Raw genomic sequence first — 20,077 nt, 5'->3', positions numbered from 1 at the left:
AGGAAATAGTTTCAGTTTACCCGTGATGATCTGTTAATCCAGCAACTGATCCCTTCGCAAACCCGCACGCTCGTAATGGTGCGGCAACACGCGTCCATAGAGCTGCTGCGTCCGCTCGATCCCGCCGCACATGCCTTCGGCCTCGACAAATGAAAAGATCCCCACATACCGCCGCCGTGTGCCCTTGACCGGGGCGACTCTGTGCAGGGAATAGCGGCCTTTGAATATCTGTAGGTCCCCAGGTTGCAGGTCCAGCCGATGAACGCGCGCCTTGTTTCCGTCCAGAACCGACGCGACCTGATCGAAATTTTCATCCTCGGCTGTGCGCAGATTGGGTGCGTATTCGAATGCACCGCCCTGCTCGCCATTCTGGATCGCCAGTGTCACGGTGTAGTTGTTGGTGTCGAAATGCCAGGGAAAGCCCTGCCCCTCTTCCACGACATTGATGATCACGTCTGCCAACGGGTCGTCGTAACGAAAGAAGCGGTCCTCAGGCTCATCCAGCGCATCCCGAATGAAGGGAAGAAATCCGCTAAACTCGTAAATCCTGCGCAGAGGACCGGACTGCGCAAAATTGTCGGCGGGAACAAACGCGTTCGAACGGTCATAGAACCGTCTGATCGGATGGGCGGCGTCGAACCGTGGGTCGTCTTTGGTGAAATAGGCATTTGTACGATTGAAAGACCGGTGTGCATAGGGCGCCACCTCGTCTGCCTCTTGCACCAAAAGCTCGATCCCCTGTGCATGTGCGAAACCCGGTAGAACCGCACATCCGTCCTGTTCCAACTCGCGCCGCAAATCCTCGATCAATCGCCTGTAAGCTGGCGAATCCGGGCGATCGATCGGATATCGTCCCAGATCTACCAGGTCCTGTAACATGCTCCGCCTCCCTCGTTTGCGACCACAAGGTCAGCGTGACCCAGACAAAACACCGGATCATGCCAATTTCAGACATCGGCCTGACGCATTCAGACCTTCATACTTGTCCCGCCCTCAGGAAAACGACTGCCCTTTTCCCGGAAATTCCCGGCATGCGGCAATCTGCGCAACAAAATTTCGCAAAATACCGCCATTGAGATAGAAAATTGGTGGATTTGCCTGTTGACGCTCCTCCCCCCCGACCATAATGTCCCCTCCAAGCAAAAAGGAGCCTCTGGCGATGAGAACGCTAGTCGTAATCGTAGGAACCACGCGCATGGGCCGGTAACGGTAAACCATAATCGAACCCATGCGCCTCCGAAAATTCGGGGGCTTTTTTTTGTCAAACGCAAGACACATGTCGCGAACGGAGCAAAGCAGATGACACGTGAGATGACCGGCGCAAAGATGGTGGTTCAGGCCCTCAAGGATCAGGGCGTGGACACGGTATTCGGATACCCCGGTGGCGCCGTCCTACCGATCTATGACGAGATCTTTCTGCAAAACGACATTCGCCACATTCTGGTGCGTCACGAACAGGGTGCGATCCACGCCGCCGAAGGCTATGCGCGGTCGACCGGTAAGCCGGGTGTTGCGCTTGTAACCTCTGGTCCCGGTGCCACAAACGCCGTTACTGGCCTGACTGATGCGTTGCTGGATTCGATTCCGATTGTGGTTCTGACCGGGCAGGTCCCGACCTTCATGATCGGATCGGATGCCTTTCAGGAGGCCGACACCGTTGGCATCACCCGCCCCTGCACCAAACACAACTGGCTGGTAAAGGACACGAATTCGCTGGCTGAGACGCTGCACGAGGCCTTCCATGTGGCCAAGTCGGGTCGTCCCGGCCCGGTTCTGATCGACATTCCCAAGGATGTGCAGTTTGCCACGGGTGAATACAACAGTCCCAAACCTTCGACCTCGCATTACCAGCCGGTGCTGAAAGGCGATCTGGAGGAAATCAACGAGCTTGTTGCAGCCATTGAAAAAGCCAAGAAGCCGGTTTTCTATACGGGCGGTGGCGTCATCAACTCTGGCCCCGCAGCCAGCCAGTTGCTGCGCGAGTTGGTGGATTCCACGGGCTTCCCGATCACCTCAACCCTGATGGGTCTGGGTGCCTATCCGGCGTCGGGCGAAAACTGGTTGGGGATGCTGGGGATGCATGGCCTTTACGAGGCGAACCTTGCGATGCATGGCTGTGACCTGATGATCAACATCGGCGCACGGTTCGACGACCGGATCACCGGGCGCATCGACGCGTTCTCTCCAAAGTCGAAGAAAGCCCATATCGATATTGATCCGTCTTCGATCAACAAGGTCATCCGTGTGGACATCCCGATTGTCGGCGACGTGGCGCATGTACTGGAAGACATTCTGAAGGTGTGGAAGTCACGCGGGCGCAAGACCGATGCGGCAGCCGTCAAGAAATGGCAGGCGCAGATCTCTGAATGGCGCAAAATCAACTGTCTGTCCTACACCAACAGCGAAAAGTCGATCAAACCGCAATACGCGCTGCAACGTCTTGAAGAGCTCACGAAAAAGCATGATCGCTATATCACGACCGAGGTTGGGCAGCATCAGATGTGGGCGGCACAATATCTTGGGTTCGAAGATCCCAACCGCTGGATGACATCGGGCGGGTTGGGCACGATGGGCTACGGCTTCCCGGCTTCGATCGGTGTGCAGATGGCACATCCTGACGCGTTGGTAATCAACGTCGCCGGTGAAGCCTCTTGGCTGATGAACATGCAGGAAATGGGCACAGCCGTTCAATACCGCCTGCCGGTCAAGCAGTTCATCCTGAACAACGAACGCCTCGGCATGGTCCGCCAGTGGCAGGAGCTGCTGCATGGCGAGCGCTATTCGCATAGCTGGTCCGAGGCCCTGCCCGATTTCGTCAAACTCGCCGAGGCCTTCGGGGCCAAGGGTATCCTGTGTTCCGACCCCGCCGATCTGGACGATGCGATCATGGAGATGATCAACTACGACGGCCCAGTGATCTTCGACTGTCTGGTCGAAAAGCACGAGAACTGCTTCCCGATGATCCCGTCGGGCAAGGCACATAACGAGATGCTTCTGGGTGAGGCCGAAACGCAGGGCGTGATCGATAGCAAAGGTTCGGTTCTGGTCTGATACCGCCCGAGGATTACCGCCGGGCGACCGTTGCGCCCGGCAAACACAGGATGATGAAAGGGACATAAATGTCTGCCCTACATATCAAAAAAGGCTCCAACCGCCATTCGGCCTATAACCTACGGCCTACCTTCTCGGACGTGCAGGAACGCCATACCATTGCCGTGCTGGTCGAAAACGAACCCGGTGTCCTGGCCCGCGTGATCGGACTGTTCTCGGGGCGTGGATATAACATCGAAAGCCTTACCGTGGCCGAGGTGGATCACACAGGACACCTGAGCCGCATCACCATTGTCACCACCGGCACGCCGCAGGTGATCGAGCAGATCAAGGCTCAGCTGGGCCGGATCGTGACTGTCCATGACGTGCATGACCTGACGGTCGAAGGCCCGTCGGTTGAACGCGAACTGGCCATCATCAAAGTCGTAGGTGAAGGCGACAAACGCGTCGAGGCGCTGCGCCTGGCTGACATCTTCCGCGCCAATGTGGTCGACAGCACCTTGAACTCTTTCATATTCGAGATCACCGGCGCGCCGGACAAGATCGACGCTTTTGCTGACCTGATGCGCCCGCTGGGCCTGATGGAAATCGCCCGCACCGGCGTGGCGGCCCTACTGCGCGGCGACTGAACAACATACCCGCCTTGGGACTTTTCTTGCACCCAAGGCGGGAACACTATTTGAGGTTGGTGGGCATTTTTAAAACCAACCCACGCGCCCTTCTATGCGCTAAATTTGCCATAGGGCCGGCTTTTCCGAATAAGGATCAGGTATTTTCACATAAAGCCTATTGCCATTGCGCTTAATGGCATTAGCCTCGATGCCGCAACGCGACGTGGGGATACGTTGCTTGGGGTCAATCTGTACGATTTTTGAATGCGCGCCAGGGTTTGGCCCGGTGTTGCGATGGTTTTTCGGGAAACTCAGCAAGGCGTGGGCATCCATGACCGACGACATTCGCAGCCCGGCTGAACTTCGCGCGATGTTTGGTGCGAACCTGCGGCAACTGGCACGAAGGTATCGGTCAGTCTCGGCACTGTGCCGCAAGCTTGGCGTGAATCGGACGCAATTCAACAGGTATCTTTCGGGTGAAAGTGTACCACGGCCAGATGTTCTGGATCGCATCTGCCGTTTTTTCGACGTGGATGCGCGCATCCTCCTGAAGCCCCTGGACGAAATTGAAAAGATCGAGGACCACCCCGCAGCGGCGGCCTTGACCGAGTTTCTGGGATCAGGTGTGGACATGATCGCCAGAACTGCGTTTTCTCCGGGGTTTTATGCCGTGATCGAAAGCGTCTCGGCCTCGCACCGCATGACCTTGCTGCACGCCCGACCACTGGCCCAATGCACATTGATACGCGGATATGTCTCGCGCGCCGCGATGCCCGAAGCAACGCCGCAGGCGCGCGAAATACAAGGGATCGTCGCCTGCACCGGCAGTTCCGTCTATATGCTGACCTCTCAGCGAGCGGGTCAGAACAGCCGCGTTTATATGATTTCACCCGATCCCACGGGAACAGCGGTTCAGTGGCGTGGCACGGTCATAAGCCCGGCCGCCCCTGAGGCACCGGAGCCCGTGGTTCTGAAATATCTCGGGCACGATGCAACGGCGATTTTCGCCGCTGCGCGTTTGTCGACCAACAATCCGGCCCAGCAACCCTGACCGGTTTTTTCAGGACGATGTGCCCTCGCCTTCGACTTGGGTGATTTGCCTATACAGGTGCCAACTGGCGTGACCCAACAGCGGCAGGACCACCAGAAGGCCCAGAAACCAGGGCACCATGGCCAGGAACGTCAGAACAGCGATGATTACCCCCCAGACAAGCATCACCGGAAAATTTCCGGACACATAGGTAAAGCTTGCAATCATCGCCGTGACAAAATCCAGTTCGCGGTCCAGCAGCAGTGGGATTGACAATACGGTGATCATATAAAGAACGGTTGCGAATACCGCCCCAACCACCGTGCCCACAGTCAGCATTGTCAGGCCATTCGCCGTCAGAAAGACCTCAAGCGAGGATGACACGTTAGTCATCGTGGCCAGCCCAAGGAACAGGGCAAAGATCATGTGCCCCAGGAAAAACCAGAACAGAAACACCACGACGATGATGGCGCAAATCGACGGCAATTGCCGGCGGCTTTGTTGCAGCACGACACCAAAGATTGCACCAAGATCCAGCGGTTCGCCCTGTTCCAGCCGGTGCGACACCTCGTAAAGGCCAACAGCGGCAAACGGGCCGATCAGTGGAAAGCCGATAGCTGCCAGAACCAGCCAGAAGGTTGTACCAGTCTGGATGGTGACCCATGCCATCGCCCATCCCGCAAGCACGTAGAACCCGGCAAAGATCAACCCGAACTGCGGCGCGCGCCGAAAGTCGGCCCAGGCGCGCTTCAACGCTGTGCGCAGCATGGCTGTATCTACCGGACGCATGTCCGGAACGCCAAATGGCTTTTCCATTTAGTCTCCTCCCTGATCGGCGTTATGACATCGCCGGCCTCTTGTTAGGCCAGTCGGTTTCGGTGTGATACGCCGCCCCGACCGACAGTAATTTCTGATCCGATCCTTTTGGTCCAAACAGTTGAAAGCCCATGGGCAGGCCCTGCACACCAAACCCGGCGGGCGCGGCCAGACAAGGCAAGCCAATCAGGCTGACCGGTACCGTGACATGCATCCAGCGATGATATGTATCCATTGCGCGGTCCGCGATCCGGGTGGGGTATGGCGTTTCGATCCCAAACGGCCAAACCTGTGCGGATGGCAGGACCAGGGCATCAAACTGCTCGAACAGTTCCGCCGCGCGCCGGAACCATTCTGACCGGATTACGCTGGCGTGATGCACGTCCATGGCACTCATCGTCAGACCCAGGTCCAGCTCCCACTGGGCTGTGTCTTTCAGATGGTCCCGTCGTTCAGCCAAGGGTTCCAGTCCCGCAGCAACACTCCAGGATCGCAGGGTGATCCAACTGGTCCATAACCGTTCGGCATCGAAAGGCGGGGCGACATGTTCAACACGCGCGCCCCGCGCTTCGAACACCTTCAACGCATCCCGGCACAGCTCAAGGATTCCGGCTTCAACTGGAAAGGCCCCGCCCCAATCGCCCAGCCAGCCAATGCGCAGCCCGTTCAGATCTGCTGCGACAACCGGGGAAACCGGTGCATATTCTCCGACCAATGGCAGGCGCGGATCGGGCCCCGAGATCACGTCGAGCAGGATGCCAAGATCTTCGGGACTGCGCGCCATTGGACCCAATGTGGACAGCTGATGCAGGAAACTATCGCCGACCGGATCAGACGGCACACTGCCCCAGCTTGGGCGAAAGCCGTAAACATTGTTCCAGGCCGCCGGGTTGCGCAGGCTGCCCATCATGTCGGACCCGTCGGCCAATGCGACCATACCCGTCGCCAAAGCCACTGCTGCACCACCTGATGAGCCGCCGCAGGTGTAACTGGCGTCATACGGGTTGCGCGTCGCACCATAGACCGGGTTGAACGTGTGCGAGCCCAGCCCGAATTCCGGCGTATTGGTCTTGCCGATCAGGATGGCGCCCGCGGCCCGCATCCTGGCGGCAATCAGATCATCCCTGTCAGGGACGGCATCCCTGAAAACAGGCGATCCGTGCGACGAAACAATACCTGCCACATTGACCAAATCCTTGACCGCAATTGGCAGGCCGTGCAGCGGGCCAGTGACAGGGCCGCTGTCGCGGGCCTGCGCTTCGGCCATCAGCTCGCCCTTGTCCCGCAGCGCCACGATGGCGTTCACGTCACCGTTGACTTTGGCAATGCGATCCAGCGTGGCCCGCATGACTTCTGTGGCCGAAACCTGCCGGGTAGCCAGTTGGTTCAGAAGCTCTGTGGCAGATATCCGGGTCAGGTCCATAACACGCCAGTCTGTTGTTGGTCTTCAACAGCCTAGCGAGCGGTTCACCTCATTTAAACCCACTGTTTAGATGTATCTTTTCTTGTCTCACAAACAACAGCATCACAACGCTCTGCGGTGCAATGGCAGGTTGCTGTCCCGGCCCAACCAATACCGTAGACAAAGGGCAATGGCGCCACCACTCAACACCAGCCAGACCCCACCCCACAGCATCGCGGTGCCGCCGAATTCCTCGGCCAACAGGAACGCGTCCGAGCGTGCGCCGGATCGTCGGATGGTGTCATCAAAGATATCAAACGGCACGTAGATCATGCTGGTCAGCCCGACAACGCGCAGCACCAGATCACTGACCTCGTGGCTCATGAACCACGCTGTCGCAATCATTGCCGCCCCGACGCCTGCGCAAAACAGCAAGGCGAAAGCATCGCGTATGTACAGCAGTGCGATCAGACACATGATTGCGCCGAAAACAGCCAAAACAGCCCGGTCAGCATTTGTCCTCAAGGCAATGATCAAAAGCGCAATACCAAACACAAGCGAGCCGAGATAGCCGGCGGACAGGCTGAGAAACCTGCTGCCGCCCCGGCCGATCACCATTCCGCCTTGCTGGGGTGAGATCGTGAAACTCTCGACCGAGCCGCCAGTCAATAGGATTGTCACGGCATGAGACAGCTCATGCAGAAAGACAACCAGAATTTTTAGCGGAACAACAAACGGCGTGTTCCAGAGCGCAAAGACCAGACCGGTGATCAGGATTAGCTGCCAGTGCCCTTTCAGCAGGTCCGGAAAGGAACGCTGGCGTGTCACCTTAGCTGTCGCCCTGCGCCTCGGATCGGCTTTTGCCTGCCACGTTCAGGGCCAAGGTTGCCGCCATGAATCCGTCCAGGTCCCCGTCCAGAACCCCTTTGGTATCCGAGGTTTCGTGATTGGTTCGCAGGTCCTTGACCATCTGATAGGGCTGCAAGACGTAAGACCGGATCTGGTTGCCCCAGCCCGCATCGCCCTTAGCCTCGTGCGCCGCGTTGATATCCGCGTTGCGGCGATCCAGTTCCTGCTGGTACAGGCGCGATTTCAGGGCTTTCATGGCAATATCACGGTTCTGGTGCTGCGACTTTTCCGAGCTGGTCACAACAATCCCGGTCGGGATGTGCGTGATCCGAACAGCCGAGTCGGTGGTGTTCACGTGCTGGCCGCCAGCCCCCGAAGAGCGGTAGGTGTCGATGCGAATATCGGCCGGGTTCACCTCGATCTCGATATTGTCGTCGACCACCGGATAGACCCAGACCGAACTGAAAGACGTATGGCGCTTGGCAGCCGAGTCATAGGGCGAGATCCGCACCAGCCGGTGCACGCCGCTTTCCGATTTCAGCCAGCCATAGGCATTGTGACCGGAAATCTTGTAAGCTGCGGATTTGATCCCCGCTTCTTCGCCCGGTGTCTCGGATTGCAGCTCGACCGTGTAACCCTTTTTCTCGGCCCAGCGCACATACATGCGCGCCAGCATCGACGCCCAGTCGCAGCTTTCGGTTCCCCCCGCGCCCGAGTTGATTTCGAGGAACGTATCATTGCTGTCGGCCTCACCGTCCAGCAGCGCCTCAAGCTCTTTTTTTGCGGCCTTGGTTTTCAGCGTCTTGATCGCGGCTTCGGCATCCTGAACGACTTCTTGGTCTTCCTCCATCTCGCCCAACTCGATCAGTTCGATATTGTCGTTGAGGTCGGTCTTGATGGATTCGTACGTCTCGATTGCATCGACCAGCATCTGCCGCTCGCGCATCAGTTTCTGCGCATTTTCAGGGTTATCCCAAAGGTTGGGGTCTTCGACGCGCGCGTTGAATTCCTCAAGGCGATGCGGTGCGGTTTCATAGTCCATACGCTGCGCCAGCAGCTCCAGCGACTTTTTGATATCCGCCACGATGTTCTGGGTTTCGGCGCGCATGGTCTTGTCCCAACTTGCTCAATCAGGCCTGCGTGATAGCAAGAGGTGCGAGACACCACAAGACAGGCTGGATGCTGAAACAGCTATCGTGCTTTCAATCAGAAAGATGCGCAATCGCCCGAATTTCCACCAGCGCCCCTTCCCGTCGCAATCCCGCAACTTCAACTGCGGTCCAGGCCGGGTAAGGCGCGGTCAGAACCTCAAGGCGCACGCGATCGAACAGGTCGAAATGATCTCGCATTTCAACGTGGTAGGTCGTCATCTCGACCACTGCATCCAATCCAAGGCTGGCTTCCTTCAAGACCTCTGCAATCTTTGCAAAGGCGTTTCGGAATTGTTCTTCCGGATCGCTTGGCATGGAGCCGTCCGCCCCGCTACCGGTCATGCCGGTGAGAAAAACATGCTGACCCGAGAGGACGCCCGGAGAAATGCGCAACTGTCCGGGTGCCCCCAGCAAAGAGTGCGGAATCAGCGGAGTATTAGCCAATTGGAATGCGCCTTGTCAGTAAAGCCCACCGGTGCTCAGATCCCCTTGGGAAGCTTTCGGTCCAACGGTCACGGTCTCGCCCGTTGACGTCTGGACCTGAACCCCCGCGCGCTGCACCTCTTCAAACAATGGCAGGTCCGATCCGATGGCAAAACCACCATCATAGACACGGTCGATGAAACCATCGACACCGTCGCGGAAGAATTCGGCCACGACATAGTCACCGGTGGCATCATCGGGCAGACGGGCCCCGCTGAAACGGTCGATCTTGATGAAATGGCCGCCTTCGGGCACTTCGAACGGACCGCCGCCATATTTCTCGACCGCTTTTTCCATGAAGCTCTGGAAGACCGGGCCGCACAGCGTGCCACCATAGGCCCCACGTCCCATCGGACGCGGTCGATCATAACCGATGTAGCAACCGGCCACGATATTCGACGTAAAGCCGATGAACCACGCATCCTTCGAGTCGTTGGTGGTTCCGGTTTTGCCCGCTGTTGGCACAGGCAGATTCACAACGCTGGATGCCGTCCCGCGATCGACCACACCTTTCATCATCGATGTCAGCTGGTAGGCGGTGATCGCATCCATGACCTGTGCGCGATCCGTGACAAGCGTCGGCGATTCATCTGGTTCCAGCCAGGTCGAGTTACAGTCCAGACATTGGCGGTCATCGTGGCGATAGATGGTTTTTCCGAACCGGTCCTGAATGCGGTCGACCAGAGTGGGTTCCACACGCTGGCCGCCGTTTGCAAACATCGCATAGGCCGCGACCATCTTGTAAAGCGTGGTTTCCTCGGCCCCCAGCGAGTTGGCCAGAAACGCGCCCATCCGGTCATAGACACCGAACCGTTCCGCATAGCCGGCAACGACGGGCATTGTAACTTCCTGCGCCAGACGGATGGTCATCAGGTTCCGCGACTGTTCGATCCCTGTACGCAAAGGGGTTGGACCGTAGAACTTGTTGGAGGAGTTCTTGGGGCGCCACAGACCCTGCGGCGTGTTCACTTCGATGGGTGCATCGACAACGATGGTAGCGGGGCTGTATCCGCTGTCCAGCGCGGCAGCATAGACAAAGGGCTTGAAGGACGATCCCGGTTGACGCTGTGCCTGTGTGGCCCGGTTGAACACTGTATCCTGATACGAGAACCCGCCCTGCATCGCCAGAACACGACCTGAGTTCACATCCATCGCGACAAAGCCGCCTTGTACCTCGGGCACCTGGCGCGCCGACCATTGCCCATCTTCACCCGCAACGACAAAAATGACGTCACCGCGCTTGAAGTTGGCCGCAAAATCACCCTGCATCCACTTGATGTCCGCGCGCGGGATAATCCCATCGGCAGGACCTTCTTCGACACCAACGGTCAGTTGCTGGTCGGTCACGCCCAGAACCACGGCGGGATACCAACGGGTTGGCAGAATGACGTCGCGCGGAATTTCCATGGCCGCCAGCGCCTCGCGCCATTGCGCCTCATCCGCCAGTTTTTCTTCCGGGATCACGTCACCTGTGCCGCGCCATTTGCCACGGGAGCGGTCGTATTTCTCGAGCGCCTCGCGCAGGGCACGTGCGGCCTCAACCTGCATTTCCTCATCCACCGATGCACGCACGGTGAAGCCGCCGGTAAAGAACTCGCCCTCACCAAAATCTTCGCTCAGCTGGCGACGGATTTCATCGGTGAAATAGTCGCGGGGCGGCAGGGCCGTACGGAAGCTTTCAAAATCTCCGTTCTGGACCGAGCGCAGAGGCAATTCGACCTCGGCCTCATAAGTCGCCTGATCGATGTAACCGTTCTGCTGCATCTCGCGTAACACGTAATTGCGGCGGGCCAGAAGGCGCTCTTTTTGCCAAACGGGGTGGTAATCTGACGGCGCTTTGGGCATGGCAGCCAGCATGGCGGCCTCATGCGGGGCCAGTTCCTGGAGGGTCTTGTTGAAATAGGTCTGTGCGGCGGCAGTCACACCATAAGAGTTCTGGCCCAGAAAGATCTCGTTCATATAAAGTTCGAGTATCTGTTCTTTGTCCAATGTATCCTCAAGCCGGGTCGCAAGAATGATTTCCTTGATCTTGCGCTCAGCCCGGCGGTCACCGGACAGCAGAAAGTTCTTCATGACCTGCTGCGTGATGGTCGACGCACCGCGTACGGTTTCGCCTTTGGTCCGCACCGCCTCGACCCCGGCGGCAATGATGCCGCGCGGGTCATAGCCCTGATGGTTGTAGAAATTCTTGTCTTCCGCCGAAATAAACGCCTGCTTCACCAGATCCGGGATTTCCTCGGACGGGGTGAACAGGCGGCGTTCCTGCGCGAATTCATCAATCAGCTTGCCTTCACCCGAATAGATCCGGCTGATTGTGGGTGGTTTGTACTGTGCCAGCGACTCGTGGCTGGGCAGATCGCGCCCATACATCCAGAACACCGCACCGATCACCAGCGCGGCCATGAAAATACCCAATGTCACGAGGCTGAAAATCGCCCCGAAAATCGAAAGAATGAACCGGATCACGTTACTGCCTTTTTCTCGCGGTGCCGCCTATATAGTGATGCGCCGCCCAAGGGTCAAAACACCGAGCGTATTCTAGCCGTTTTGCGCCGCAAGGTCACTGGCCAATAAGGGATTTGCGGATCACATCCTGCTGGCGCCAATCTTCAAGCCCCCGATGAATTCCCAGCGCCATTCTCGCCCGCCAATCAGGATCATTGAGGTTCTTCAGGTCTCTGGGGCTGGACAGAAACCCAAGCTCGACCAGAACCGACGGGATGTCCGCCGCCTTGAGTACTGAAAAAGACGCGGTACGCAGGGGTTTGCCGTTCATCGGCCCCCCTTGTTGTGCCAGACCGTTTGCAATGGCCTTGGCCAGCGCGCTTGTGCGTGGCATCGTTTCCTGACGGGCCATGTCCAGCAGAACATCCGTGATCTGATCATCTGCCCCGTTCAGATCGACACCGGAAATCAAATCCCCGCGGTCGTGCCGTTCCGCCAGCTTCGCACTGGCCACATCCGAGGCATCGTTGGACAGGGTATAAACCACCGCACCATGCGCCCGCCCTTCGGACAGGGAATCAGCGTGCAGCGAAATGAACAGGTCCGCACCGGCCCGGTGCGCCAGCGCAATTCGGCGCTCCAGCGAGACGAACTGATCGTCGACCCGTGTCAGAACCACCTCGTACCCGCCTGATCTTAGAAGGATTTCGCGCAGCTCACGTGCGAAAGTCAGCATCAGGGTTTTTTCATCAATCGCGTCTGTCTCGGCCCCCGGATCAATGCCTCCGTGGCCCGGATCCAGCATGACACGCAAGGGTCGGTCGGCGCTGCGCACCGCGGCTTGCGGCACATCCGCCGGTTCCGGCAAGTCCCAGCCCGGGTTTCGCGGCGCACCTGCCGAGGCGTTGAAGGCATCGAAATCCGTCCCCTTGAGGTCGAGCGACAACAATGCAGCCCCCGAATCCTCTGCCACCGACATTTCTGCTTTCGTCACTGCCATCGGTGCCCCCAGTTCCAGCACCAGACGTGACCAACCCGGAACATATGCGCCGAACTGCACGCCGCTGATGCGATTGGATTGCAGGAAATCTTCGCGGGTCAGCCCGGCCCAATCCACTTCGTTGAAGTCCAGAACCATACGGTAGGGATCCTGCAAGGTGAAAATCCTGTAGGGAACGCCCTGACTGAGGGCGATGTCCACCCGAACACCGGTACGCCCGACATCCGTAATACGGCTCTGGTCAGGCTGGACACGCGCCAACGCGCTGAAATCCTGCGCAATGGCACCACCAGCCAACGCCCAACACAGCGCAATGCTAAAGAAGATCCTGCTCATGGCCTCAAGTTATCCCGAGATCGTTTGTCCGGCACCCTATACCACAAGGGGCGGTTTGTGAACGGCTCAGGCCGGTTCCCTGACTGCGCCGCGCCGCGTCATAAACAGGCGCAAACGCTCAAGCCCTTCCTGAATGTCATCCGTCGCGCGCGCATAGGAAAATCGCAATGTGGTATGGCCGCGCTGTGGGTCAAAATCCAGCCCAGGTGTCACGGCCACACCGGCATGCTCCAGAATCTCGGCCGCAAATGCGCGGCTGTCATCGGTCAGATCAGACACATCGGCATAGACATAAAACGCCCCGTCGGGTGGCGCGATGTTCGAAAACCCGGCTTTGGGCAGCCCGTCCAGCATCAGCGCGCGATTGCGGCGGTACACGTCCAGATTGGCTTGCAATTCGTCATCGCAATCCATGGCAGCCAGCGCTGCGACCTGACTGGCATGGGGGGCGCAGATGAACATGTTCTGAGCGATCCGTTCGACCACGCGCACCTGATCCTCGGGCACCACCATCCAGCCTACGCGCCATCCGGTCATCGAAAAGTACTTCGAGAATGAGTTGATCACATAGCATTCATCTGTCAGTTCCAGCGCCGTCACGGCCTTGGCTTCGTATTCCAGCCCGTGGTAAATCTCGTCACTGATGAACGACGCGCCCTGCCCGTGCGCCGCCTCGATCAGGGCGCCCATGGCGGCCCGGTCCAACATCGTACCGGTCGGATTTGCAGGTGAGGCCACCATCAGCCCCTTCAGATCCATCCCCTGAATATCCGCCGCCACGGGCTGCAACCTGTTTTCCGGCGCGGTCGGCAGGTCGACCGGAACCAGACCCAGTGCCTTCAGGATCTGGCGATAGGACGGATAGCCGGGCGCGCCGATACCGACACGGTCGCCACTGTCGAACAATGCGGTAAAGGTCAGCAGGAATCCGCCGGACGAGCCAGGTGTGATCACCACCCGCTCGGGGTTCAGATCGACATTGTACCAATCGCCATAAAGCCGGGCGATCCGCTGCCTCAGGGCGGGCAGACCCAGAGCAACCGTATATCCCAGCGGGCCTTGCTCCATCGCCGTGGCCAAAGCTTCGGTTGCACCCTTGGGCGCGCCGGTTCCGGGCTGGCCGACTTCCATGTGGATCACGTGGCGACCCGCTTCTTCGGCCTTGCGTGCCGCCTCCATCACATCCATCACGATGAAGGGATCGACCCCGGACCGGGTTGAGTTTCTCATGCCCATCTCCCATGTTGCAGTCATGGCTTTTGAGCGCGTATCCCGGTTGGCGTCAATCCCGGCCCTGATGGTTGCCGTTGTCGTCTGGCTGGCGGCAGCGATGCAATCGCACGCGCAAAGCCTGATCCGCGACCCTGATATCGAACATGGCCTGCGTGAACTGGCCTTTCCGGTGTTGCGGGCTGCGGGGCTGAACACGAACCGGGTTCAGATTCTGGTCGTCAACGACAACACGTTCAACGCATTCGTCATCGACTACAACGCGATCTATGTGAATTACGGGCTGATTCTGACCGTCGAAAGCCCCGAGATGTTGCAGGCTGTCATCGCGCACGAGGCCGCCCATATCTCGAATGGTCATCTGGCGCGGCGGGCTGAGAACCTGAAAGCCGCGCAGCGCAACGCCAGTCTCGGCACGGCATTGGCCCTGCTGGCAGCTGCGGCGGGTGGGGGCGAGGCCGCCATCGGAATTGCCGCTGGCACCCAAGGCGCGGCAATTCGCGGTTTTCTGGGTCACACCCGCGCAGAAGAGGCATCCGCCGACCGCAGTGCGGCAAGTTACCTGCGATGGGCCGAAATCTCGCCCAGCGGGATGGTGGAACTGCACCGGAAGTTCGCCGGTCAGGAACTGCTGAGTGTCGCCAATCAGGACCCCTATATGCGATCACACCCGACAAGCCGTGACCGCCTGCGTGCCGCCGAGGCATTCCTGGATGAGTTTGGCGATCGAGCCGTTCCAAACCCCAATGCGGACTACTGGTTTGCGCGGGTCAAAGGCAAGCTTTCGGCCTTTCTGCGGTCGCCCAGTTGGACCTTGCGGCGCGCCGGCGAAGAATCCTACCGAGACATCCGCCTGATGCGAGAGGCTTCGGCCTATCATCAGAACCGCGATCTGTCCCGCGCCCGTGCCGCAATTGACGCAGCACTTGCCGAACGTCCTGATGACCCGTTCTATTACGATCTGAAGGGGCAAATACTGTTGGAAAACAGACGTGTAAGCGAGGCTGTTAAAGCTTATGCTAGCGCTGTTGAAATGGCACCTAACAATGCGTTGATCCTTGCGGGCTATGGGCGCGCACTGTTGGCGCAAGGGGAAACAAAACAGGCATTGAATGCACTGGAACAGGCGCGTGCGCGCGACTTTCGTAATGCACGCCTGATGCAGGACCTGGGTGTGGCTTACGCGCAGGTCGGAAATAACGGCATGGCTTCGACCGTGACGGCAGAGCGCTATGCGCTGCAGGGTCGGATGGAGGATGCCGGAATTCACGCGAAACGAGCTGTAGGACAGTTGCCCGAAGGCTCTCCGGGTTGGCAAAGGGCACAAGACGTGCTGATTGCCTCAGAACGACTCAAGAAAGATAAAAGGAAACGGAAATGATCCTCAGACATGCTGCACCTGCCCTTCTGGGGCTTTCCATGGCGGCGACCTCGGCACAGGCGCTGGACCTGAACGCGATGAATGATGCCGAAAAGGCAGAGTTTGGCGCTCAGGTACGCGAATACCTGCTGGAAAACCCCGAAGTCATTATCGAGGCAATCAATATACTCGAACAGCGAAACGCAGTGGCCGAAGCGGCCGCCGACAAAGAACTGGTCGCCGCCAATGCGGCCGAACTGTTCGACGATGGCTATAGCTGGGTTGGCGGCAACCCGGATGGCGATATCACGCTGGTCGAGTTCATGGACTACCGCTGCGGCTATTGCCGCCGTGCGGTGCCCGAAGTGGCAAACCTGCTGGCCAGCGACGGCAATATCCGGTTTGTGATCAAAGAGCTGCCAATTCTGGGCGACGCATCTGTTTTGTCCTCGCGCTTTGCCGTGGCCACCAAACACGTCGCTGGTGGTGACGCCTATAAACAGGTTCACGATGCCCTGATGGCCTTCAACGGCGAACCGTCCGAAGTTACCCTGCGCCGCATCTCTGACGGGCTGGGCCTGGACAGCGACGCGATCATCGCCGCGATGGACAGCGACAGCGTCACGGATGAGATCAGCCGCACCCGTGCCCTGGCGCAACGGATGCAGATTTCGGGCACGCCCTCATTCGTGCTGGGAACCGAGTTGCTGCGCGGCTATCTGCCCGCCGATCAGATGCAGCAAATTGCAGATGGCGTTCGCGCGGAACAGGGTTGATTGGTATTGGGGGCGGCACAGCTGCCCCCAGACAAAAAAGACGAACTGATCGCTGACCTCAGCCGTCTGCCGGTTCCACGGCCCGTTGATAGAGATGCCACGTTGTATGGCCAAGGATCGGCAAGGTGAAGATCAAGCCCATAAACGCCGGAACCATCGACAATAACATTGTGACCGAGATGATCCCTGCCCAGCCGAGCATGACCACAGGGCTTTCCGAGACGACGCGTAAAGACGTCAACATGGCTGAAACGAAATTTGTTTCCCGGTCCAGAAGCATGGGCATGGCGACGACAGTTACCGAAAACAGGACAGCCGACAGAAACGCTCCGACACAGGTGCCGATTGCAAGGAATGTCCACCCCTGCGGAGTGAACAAGATGATGTTCAAGAATCCATCGAAATCCGAAAAGGATGAATTCTGCAGGATGATCGCAAGCCAAAGGCGAATCTGGTAAACCCAAACCCAGAAAATGAACAGTGTGACAAAGGCCATCCAGCCCATTTCGCGCTTGCGTTGATCGGCCATGACAGTGAGGATTTCATACCAGCCAAATTCCTCTCCCTTCTGTAACCGCCGGGACATCTCATAAAGTCCCGCAGCGGCGAAAGGCGCGACCAGAGGAAACCCGACAATCGCTGGAATGATCATCCAGATCTTGCCAAGCCAGACCAAGCTCCAGACCATCAGGATTCCAAAAACCGCATAGAAAAGCCCGAAGAAACCGCTCATGAAGGGGCGCGCCAGAAAATCGGAAAACCCAGCTTTCAGCGACGCCTTTATATCATCCGAAGTAACCCGAATGACATTGGGCATGGCCTGTTGGTCTGGCGTCAGGTTCTCAGGTGGCGTAGGGCCTGCGGTCTTGGATGTCATGACACACTCCTCCCAAAGCATGGGTCCGCGCGGGTCTGTTTACCGACAGAACCAGCGGCGAAACAGGCATCGTTCAGTCACGAAACAAGTTTGCAACAGCTCAGGCATCAGGGCAAGGGATGAGTAAGGTCGCTATCCTGCCTTACCGACACAGCCAACCCCACACTACTCAGCGGCTTCCGCAGCCGTGTCCAGTTCCGCCGCTTTCTTTTCGACCTGTTCCACGATGTGGTCGATCATCTGATCGTTGGACATCTTGTGGCTGGCCTTGCCTGCCAGATAAACCATCCCGGATCCTGCCCCGCCACCGGTAAACCCGACATCGGTCATCAGCGCCTCGCCCGGTCCGTTGACCACGCAACCGATGATCGACAGGCTCATCGGTGTCTTGATGTGTTCCAGACGGCGTTCCAGCGCCTCGACGGTCTTGATGACGTCAAACCCCTGCCGTGCGCAGGACGGGCATGAGATGATGTTGACGCCCCGGTGGCGCAGACCAAGGGATTTGAGGATTTCAAAGCCAACCTTCACCTCTTCCACCGGATCGGCAGACAGGCTGACGCGGATCGTGTCGCCGATCCCCATCCACAGCAGGTTGCCCAACCCGATGGCAGATTTGATGGTGCCGGACACCAGCCCGCCCGCCTCGGTGATACCCAGATGGATGGGCGCATCAGTGGCTTCGGCTATGCCCTGATACGCGGCGGCGGACAGGAATACGTCGCTGGCCTTCACACTGATTTTGAACTCGTGAAAATCATTGTCCTGAAGGATGCGGATATGTTCCAACCCGCTTTCGACCATCGCTTCGGGGCACGGCTCGCCATATTTCTCAAGCAGGTGCTTTTCCAGACTGCCCGCATTCACGCCGATCCGGATCGAGCAATTGTGGTCGCGCGCGGCCTGAATGACTTCTTTCACCCGGCGTTCATCGCCGATGTTGCCGGGATTGATGCGCAGACAGGCAGCGCCTGCCTCGGCCGCCTCGATACCACGGCGATAGTGAAAATGGATGTCCGCAACGATGGGCACCGGGCTTTCGCGCACGATCTCTTTCAATGCCTTAGCCGACGCCTCATCGGGGACTGAAACGCGCACGATATCCGCGCCAGCCTCGGCTGCGGCCTGAACCTGCGCCACTGTTGCCGCCACATCGGTGGTCAGGGTGTTGGTCATGGTCTGAACGGCGATCGGGGCATCGCCCCCGACAGGGACGTTGCCGACCATGATTTGACGGGATTTACGACGATAAATGTCGCGCCAGGGGCGCACGTGATTAAGGGACATAAGGACGGATCCGCGTCTGCCTGAGTTGCGACAGTAGATAGTCCGGCAAAGGGGTTACCGCAATGGCAAGATCACTCGGCGGGCGCTTCTGTCGCCGCGGTTTGCAGTTCAGCCACCAGCTGCTTGAGCGCGCTGTTCTGATCCGCTTCAAGATCAGCAACGGCATAAACTTCCGAAACTGCGTCTTTCGAAAGGATCACCCCTTTGGCAACCGTGCCGGGTGCCCCTGCCGGGCCATAGTGCTCGCCGTTCATCGAGAAATAAACCGATCCCGACGCCCCTGCCCGCAACAGCGGCGGTTCTTCTGTCAGCGGAACCTCAAAGACACTGCCTTGCTCGACCGTCCCAAGCGTCCCTTCGAAAATGACACTGCCATCTGCCGCCGTTACCCGCATCCAAGATGGATCGACAGCAACGATTTTCAGCGTGGTATCAACCTGTTCCACGACCTGAGGCAAAGCTGGTCGTTCAACCGTGTGCACTTCGGCAACTTCGAACTGCGGCAGGCTTGGCGGGCGGAAGGTTCCGACATCGCGCGGATCAAGGGTCGAAATCGGCGCATCGCGGGCAACCAGAACCGGAACATCCAAGGCCTGCGGACGATAGAGACGGTCCAGTGCTTCGGTATTCGCCGCAGCAACTACATCATCGACAACGCCGCCGCGCACGGCATCCAGCGGATCAAGGTCGGACAGCACCACAGGCGCTTGTTCAACCGGGCTGACCTGCACCTGCTGGATCTTGTTCAGAACGGCCCACCCGCCATAGCCGATGCCGCCAATTACCGCCAACAGCACCAGCGACGAGCCGATGGCGCGCGGTTCAATCTGACTGACCAGAGATTCCTTGCCCGGAATGTACGGCGTATTGGGCGAGATGAAGGGATCGCGCCCCATTGGCCCACGCGCCGGAAGCGCACCGGTCGGCTTTCGCACCACCGAAGCCTCGGCCGACATGCCATGCGCGACCGAAAAACCGCTTTCCGCGCAGAAAGTCGAGAATGTTTCATCCGGGTTCATACCCAGATAACGCGCATAAGAACGCACATACCCGGCGATAAAGCCGGGCGTGTCAAAGGCGTCGGGATCCGCGTTTTCGATGGCAGCAATGTAGTTGGCTTTGATCCTCAACTCGCGCTGAACATCCAACAGGGATTTGCCCATGGTTGCGCGTTCGCCGCGCATCTTGTCACCAAGGCGTACCTCGTAGTCATCAAACCCTTTGGGTCTGACATCTACGTCCTCATCAGATTCGCGCTGTGATCTGCGCCCAATCATTCCTGCTGCCCCATTCTGCCTGTCGCGTGTTTCGCGTTAGCGGCGAATCATCCCCAAAACGATTCGTCTGCCAATTTTGTTAGCGTAAGCTTAACA

Annotated in this window: 18 protein-coding genes; 5 read left to right on the top strand and 13 right to left on the bottom strand. The window is 58.4% G+C overall.

The features are described 5' to 3' along the window. Positions 1–33: 33 nt before the first annotated feature. Together ACR0CE_RS01555 and ACR0CE_RS01550 are read right to left on the bottom strand one after the other, a co-directional pair. Positions 34–879, bottom strand: a complete 846-nt coding sequence (locus ACR0CE_RS01555; RefSeq protein WP_480830619.1) for a HalD/BesD family halogenase — start codon at positions 877–879, stop codon at positions 34–36. A 114-nt stretch (positions 880–993) separates the two neighbouring features. Beyond that, the gene (locus tag ACR0CE_RS01550) at positions 994–1,230 is read right to left on the bottom strand and encodes a hypothetical protein (RefSeq protein WP_480528328.1); all 237 of its coding nucleotides are present in this window, start codon (positions 1,228–1,230) and stop codon (positions 994–996) included. 69 nt (positions 1,231–1,299) lie between these two features. Between ACR0CE_RS01550 and ACR0CE_RS01545 the strand changes: the two genes are divergently transcribed. The 3 genes from ACR0CE_RS01545 to ACR0CE_RS01535 all read left to right on the top strand — a co-directional run bounded on the left by ACR0CE_RS01545 (position 1,300) and on the right by ACR0CE_RS01535 (position 4,713). After that, positions 1,300–3,051 (top strand): acetolactate synthase 3 large subunit, encoded by a 1,752-nt coding sequence (locus tag ACR0CE_RS01545; protein WP_480772832.1) that lies wholly within the window; start codon positions 1,300–1,302, stop codon positions 3,049–3,051. 68 nt (positions 3,052–3,119) lie between these two features. Further along, on the top strand, positions 3,120–3,680 hold the full coding sequence (gene ilvN / locus ACR0CE_RS01540; RefSeq protein WP_209503637.1) for an acetolactate synthase small subunit: 561 nt from the start codon (positions 3,120–3,122) through the stop codon (positions 3,678–3,680). Between the two features lie 313 nt (positions 3,681–3,993). After that, positions 3,994–4,713, top strand: coding sequence for a helix-turn-helix domain-containing protein (locus ACR0CE_RS01535; protein ID WP_480830617.1), 720 nt, complete (start codon positions 3,994–3,996; stop codon positions 4,711–4,713). Positions 4,714–4,722: 9 nt separating this feature from the next. Here ACR0CE_RS01535 and ACR0CE_RS01530 read toward each other — a convergent pair whose 3' ends face one another. The 8 genes from ACR0CE_RS01530 to ACR0CE_RS01495 all read right to left on the bottom strand — a co-directional run bounded on the left by ACR0CE_RS01530 (position 4,723) and on the right by ACR0CE_RS01495 (position 14,404). Further along, on the bottom strand, positions 4,723–5,508 hold the full coding sequence (locus ACR0CE_RS01530; RefSeq protein ID WP_480830616.1) for a DUF2189 domain-containing protein: 786 nt from the start codon (positions 5,506–5,508) through the stop codon (positions 4,723–4,725). A gap of 22 nt (positions 5,509–5,530) precedes the next feature. Continuing rightward, entirely contained in the window at positions 5,531–6,931 is a 1,401-nt protein-coding gene (locus tag ACR0CE_RS01525) for an amidase (protein WP_480830614.1), read from the bottom strand. A 102-nt stretch (positions 6,932–7,033) separates the two neighbouring features. Beyond that, positions 7,034–7,738, bottom strand: coding sequence for a M50 family metallopeptidase (locus ACR0CE_RS01520; RefSeq protein WP_480538082.1), 705 nt, complete (start codon positions 7,736–7,738; stop codon positions 7,034–7,036). 1 nt (position 7,739) lies between these two features. Beyond that, positions 7,740–8,867, bottom strand: a complete 1,128-nt coding sequence (prfB, locus tag ACR0CE_RS01515) for a peptide chain release factor 2 (protein ID WP_480830612.1) — start codon at positions 8,865–8,867, stop codon at positions 7,740–7,742. 94 nt (positions 8,868–8,961) lie between these two features. Beyond that, the gene (locus ACR0CE_RS01510) at positions 8,962–9,303 is read right to left on the bottom strand and encodes a RidA family protein (RefSeq protein WP_480545805.1); all 342 of its coding nucleotides are present in this window, start codon (positions 9,301–9,303) and stop codon (positions 8,962–8,964) included. 66 nt (positions 9,304–9,369) lie between these two features. Then, complete coding sequence (locus tag ACR0CE_RS01505) at positions 9,370–11,859, bottom strand: penicillin-binding protein 1A (protein WP_480830610.1); 2,490 nt, start codon at positions 11,857–11,859, stop codon at positions 9,370–9,372. Between the two features lie 94 nt (positions 11,860–11,953). Continuing rightward, positions 11,954–13,174, bottom strand: coding sequence for an N-acetylmuramoyl-L-alanine amidase (locus tag ACR0CE_RS01500; protein ID WP_480485332.1), 1,221 nt, complete (start codon positions 13,172–13,174; stop codon positions 11,954–11,956). A gap of 66 nt (positions 13,175–13,240) precedes the next feature. Next, positions 13,241–14,404, bottom strand: a complete 1,164-nt coding sequence (locus tag ACR0CE_RS01495) for a pyridoxal phosphate-dependent aminotransferase (protein ID WP_480830608.1) — start codon at positions 14,402–14,404, stop codon at positions 13,241–13,243. On the opposite strand from ACR0CE_RS01495, the gene ACR0CE_RS01490 reads away from it, so the two are divergent. Then, positions 14,403–15,785: a M48 family metalloprotease gene (locus tag ACR0CE_RS01490; protein WP_480830606.1), complete on the top strand. Its 1,383-nt coding sequence runs from the start codon at positions 14,403–14,405 to the stop codon at positions 15,783–15,785. The two genes, ACR0CE_RS01495 and ACR0CE_RS01490, sit on opposite strands and share 2 nt — an antisense overlap. Further along, positions 15,782–16,540 (top strand): DsbA family protein, encoded by a 759-nt coding sequence (locus tag ACR0CE_RS01485; RefSeq protein WP_480558133.1) that lies wholly within the window; start codon positions 15,782–15,784, stop codon positions 16,538–16,540. The genes ACR0CE_RS01490 and ACR0CE_RS01485 overlap by 4 nt, the downstream gene beginning before the upstream one ends. A gap of 58 nt (positions 16,541–16,598) precedes the next feature. Here ACR0CE_RS01485 and ACR0CE_RS01480 read toward each other — a convergent pair whose 3' ends face one another. The 3 genes from ACR0CE_RS01480 to ACR0CE_RS01470 form a co-directional block, all read right to left on the bottom strand. Beyond that, positions 16,599–17,417, bottom strand: coding sequence for a DUF2189 domain-containing protein (locus ACR0CE_RS01480; protein ID WP_480830605.1), 819 nt, complete (start codon positions 17,415–17,417; stop codon positions 16,599–16,601). A 165-nt stretch (positions 17,418–17,582) separates the two neighbouring features. Next, a complete protein-coding gene (gene ispG, locus ACR0CE_RS01475) occupies positions 17,583–18,704 on the bottom strand; it encodes a flavodoxin-dependent (E)-4-hydroxy-3-methylbut-2-enyl-diphosphate synthase (protein WP_480830603.1) in 1,122 nt (373 codons plus the stop codon). Between the two features lie 71 nt (positions 18,705–18,775). After that, the gene (locus ACR0CE_RS01470; protein WP_267364006.1) at positions 18,776–19,981 is read right to left on the bottom strand and encodes a helix-turn-helix domain-containing protein; all 1,206 of its coding nucleotides are present in this window, start codon (positions 19,979–19,981) and stop codon (positions 18,776–18,778) included. Between the last annotated feature and the right edge of the window lie 96 nt (positions 19,982–20,077).

It is taken from the genome of Ruegeria sp. L11 (genome assembly GCF_056531755.1).
This window is presented reverse-complemented; position numbering and strand designations above follow the sequence as displayed.

Excerpts from the sequence above, each read along its gene's own strand:
- ACR0CE_RS01480 (WP_480830605.1), bottom strand. The coding sequence starts at position 17,417 with ATGACATCCAAGACCGCAGGCCCTACGCCACCTGAGAACCTGACGCCA.
- ilvN (WP_209503637.1), top strand. The coding sequence starts at position 3,120 with ATGTCTGCCCTACATATCAAAAAAGGCTCCAACCGCCATTCGGCCTAT.
- ACR0CE_RS01470 (WP_267364006.1), bottom strand. The coding sequence starts at position 19,981 with ATGATTGGGCGCAGATCACAGCGCGAATCTGATGAGGACGTAGATGTC.
- ispG (WP_480830603.1), bottom strand. The coding sequence starts at position 18,704 with ATGTCCCTTAATCACGTGCGCCCCTGGCGCGACATTTATCGTCGTAAA.
- ACR0CE_RS01550 (WP_480528328.1), bottom strand. The coding sequence starts at position 1,230 with ATGGGTTCGATTATGGTTTACCGTTACCGGCCCATGCGCGTGGTTCCT.
- ACR0CE_RS01525 (WP_480830614.1), bottom strand. The coding sequence starts at position 6,931 with ATGGACCTGACCCGGATATCTGCCACAGAGCTTCTGAACCAACTGGCT.
- ACR0CE_RS01495 (WP_480830608.1), bottom strand. The coding sequence starts at position 14,404 with ATGAGAAACTCAACCCGGTCCGGGGTCGATCCCTTCATCGTGATGGAT.
- ACR0CE_RS01500 (WP_480485332.1), bottom strand. The coding sequence starts at position 13,174 with ATGAGCAGGATCTTCTTTAGCATTGCGCTGTGTTGGGCGTTGGCTGGT.
- ACR0CE_RS01555 (WP_480830619.1), bottom strand. The coding sequence starts at position 879 with ATGTTACAGGACCTGGTAGATCTGGGACGATATCCGATCGATCGCCCG.
- ACR0CE_RS01535 (WP_480830617.1), top strand. The coding sequence starts at position 3,994 with ATGACCGACGACATTCGCAGCCCGGCTGAACTTCGCGCGATGTTTGGT.
- prfB (WP_480830612.1), bottom strand. The coding sequence starts at position 8,867 with ATGCGCGCCGAAACCCAGAACATCGTGGCGGATATCAAAAAGTCGCTG.
- ACR0CE_RS01485 (WP_480558133.1), top strand. The coding sequence starts at position 15,782 with ATGATCCTCAGACATGCTGCACCTGCCCTTCTGGGGCTTTCCATGGCG.
- ACR0CE_RS01530 (WP_480830616.1), bottom strand. The coding sequence starts at position 5,508 with ATGGAAAAGCCATTTGGCGTTCCGGACATGCGTCCGGTAGATACAGCC.
- ACR0CE_RS01490 (WP_480830606.1), top strand. The coding sequence starts at position 14,403 with ATGCCCATCTCCCATGTTGCAGTCATGGCTTTTGAGCGCGTATCCCGG.
- ACR0CE_RS01545 (WP_480772832.1), top strand. The coding sequence starts at position 1,300 with ATGACACGTGAGATGACCGGCGCAAAGATGGTGGTTCAGGCCCTCAAG.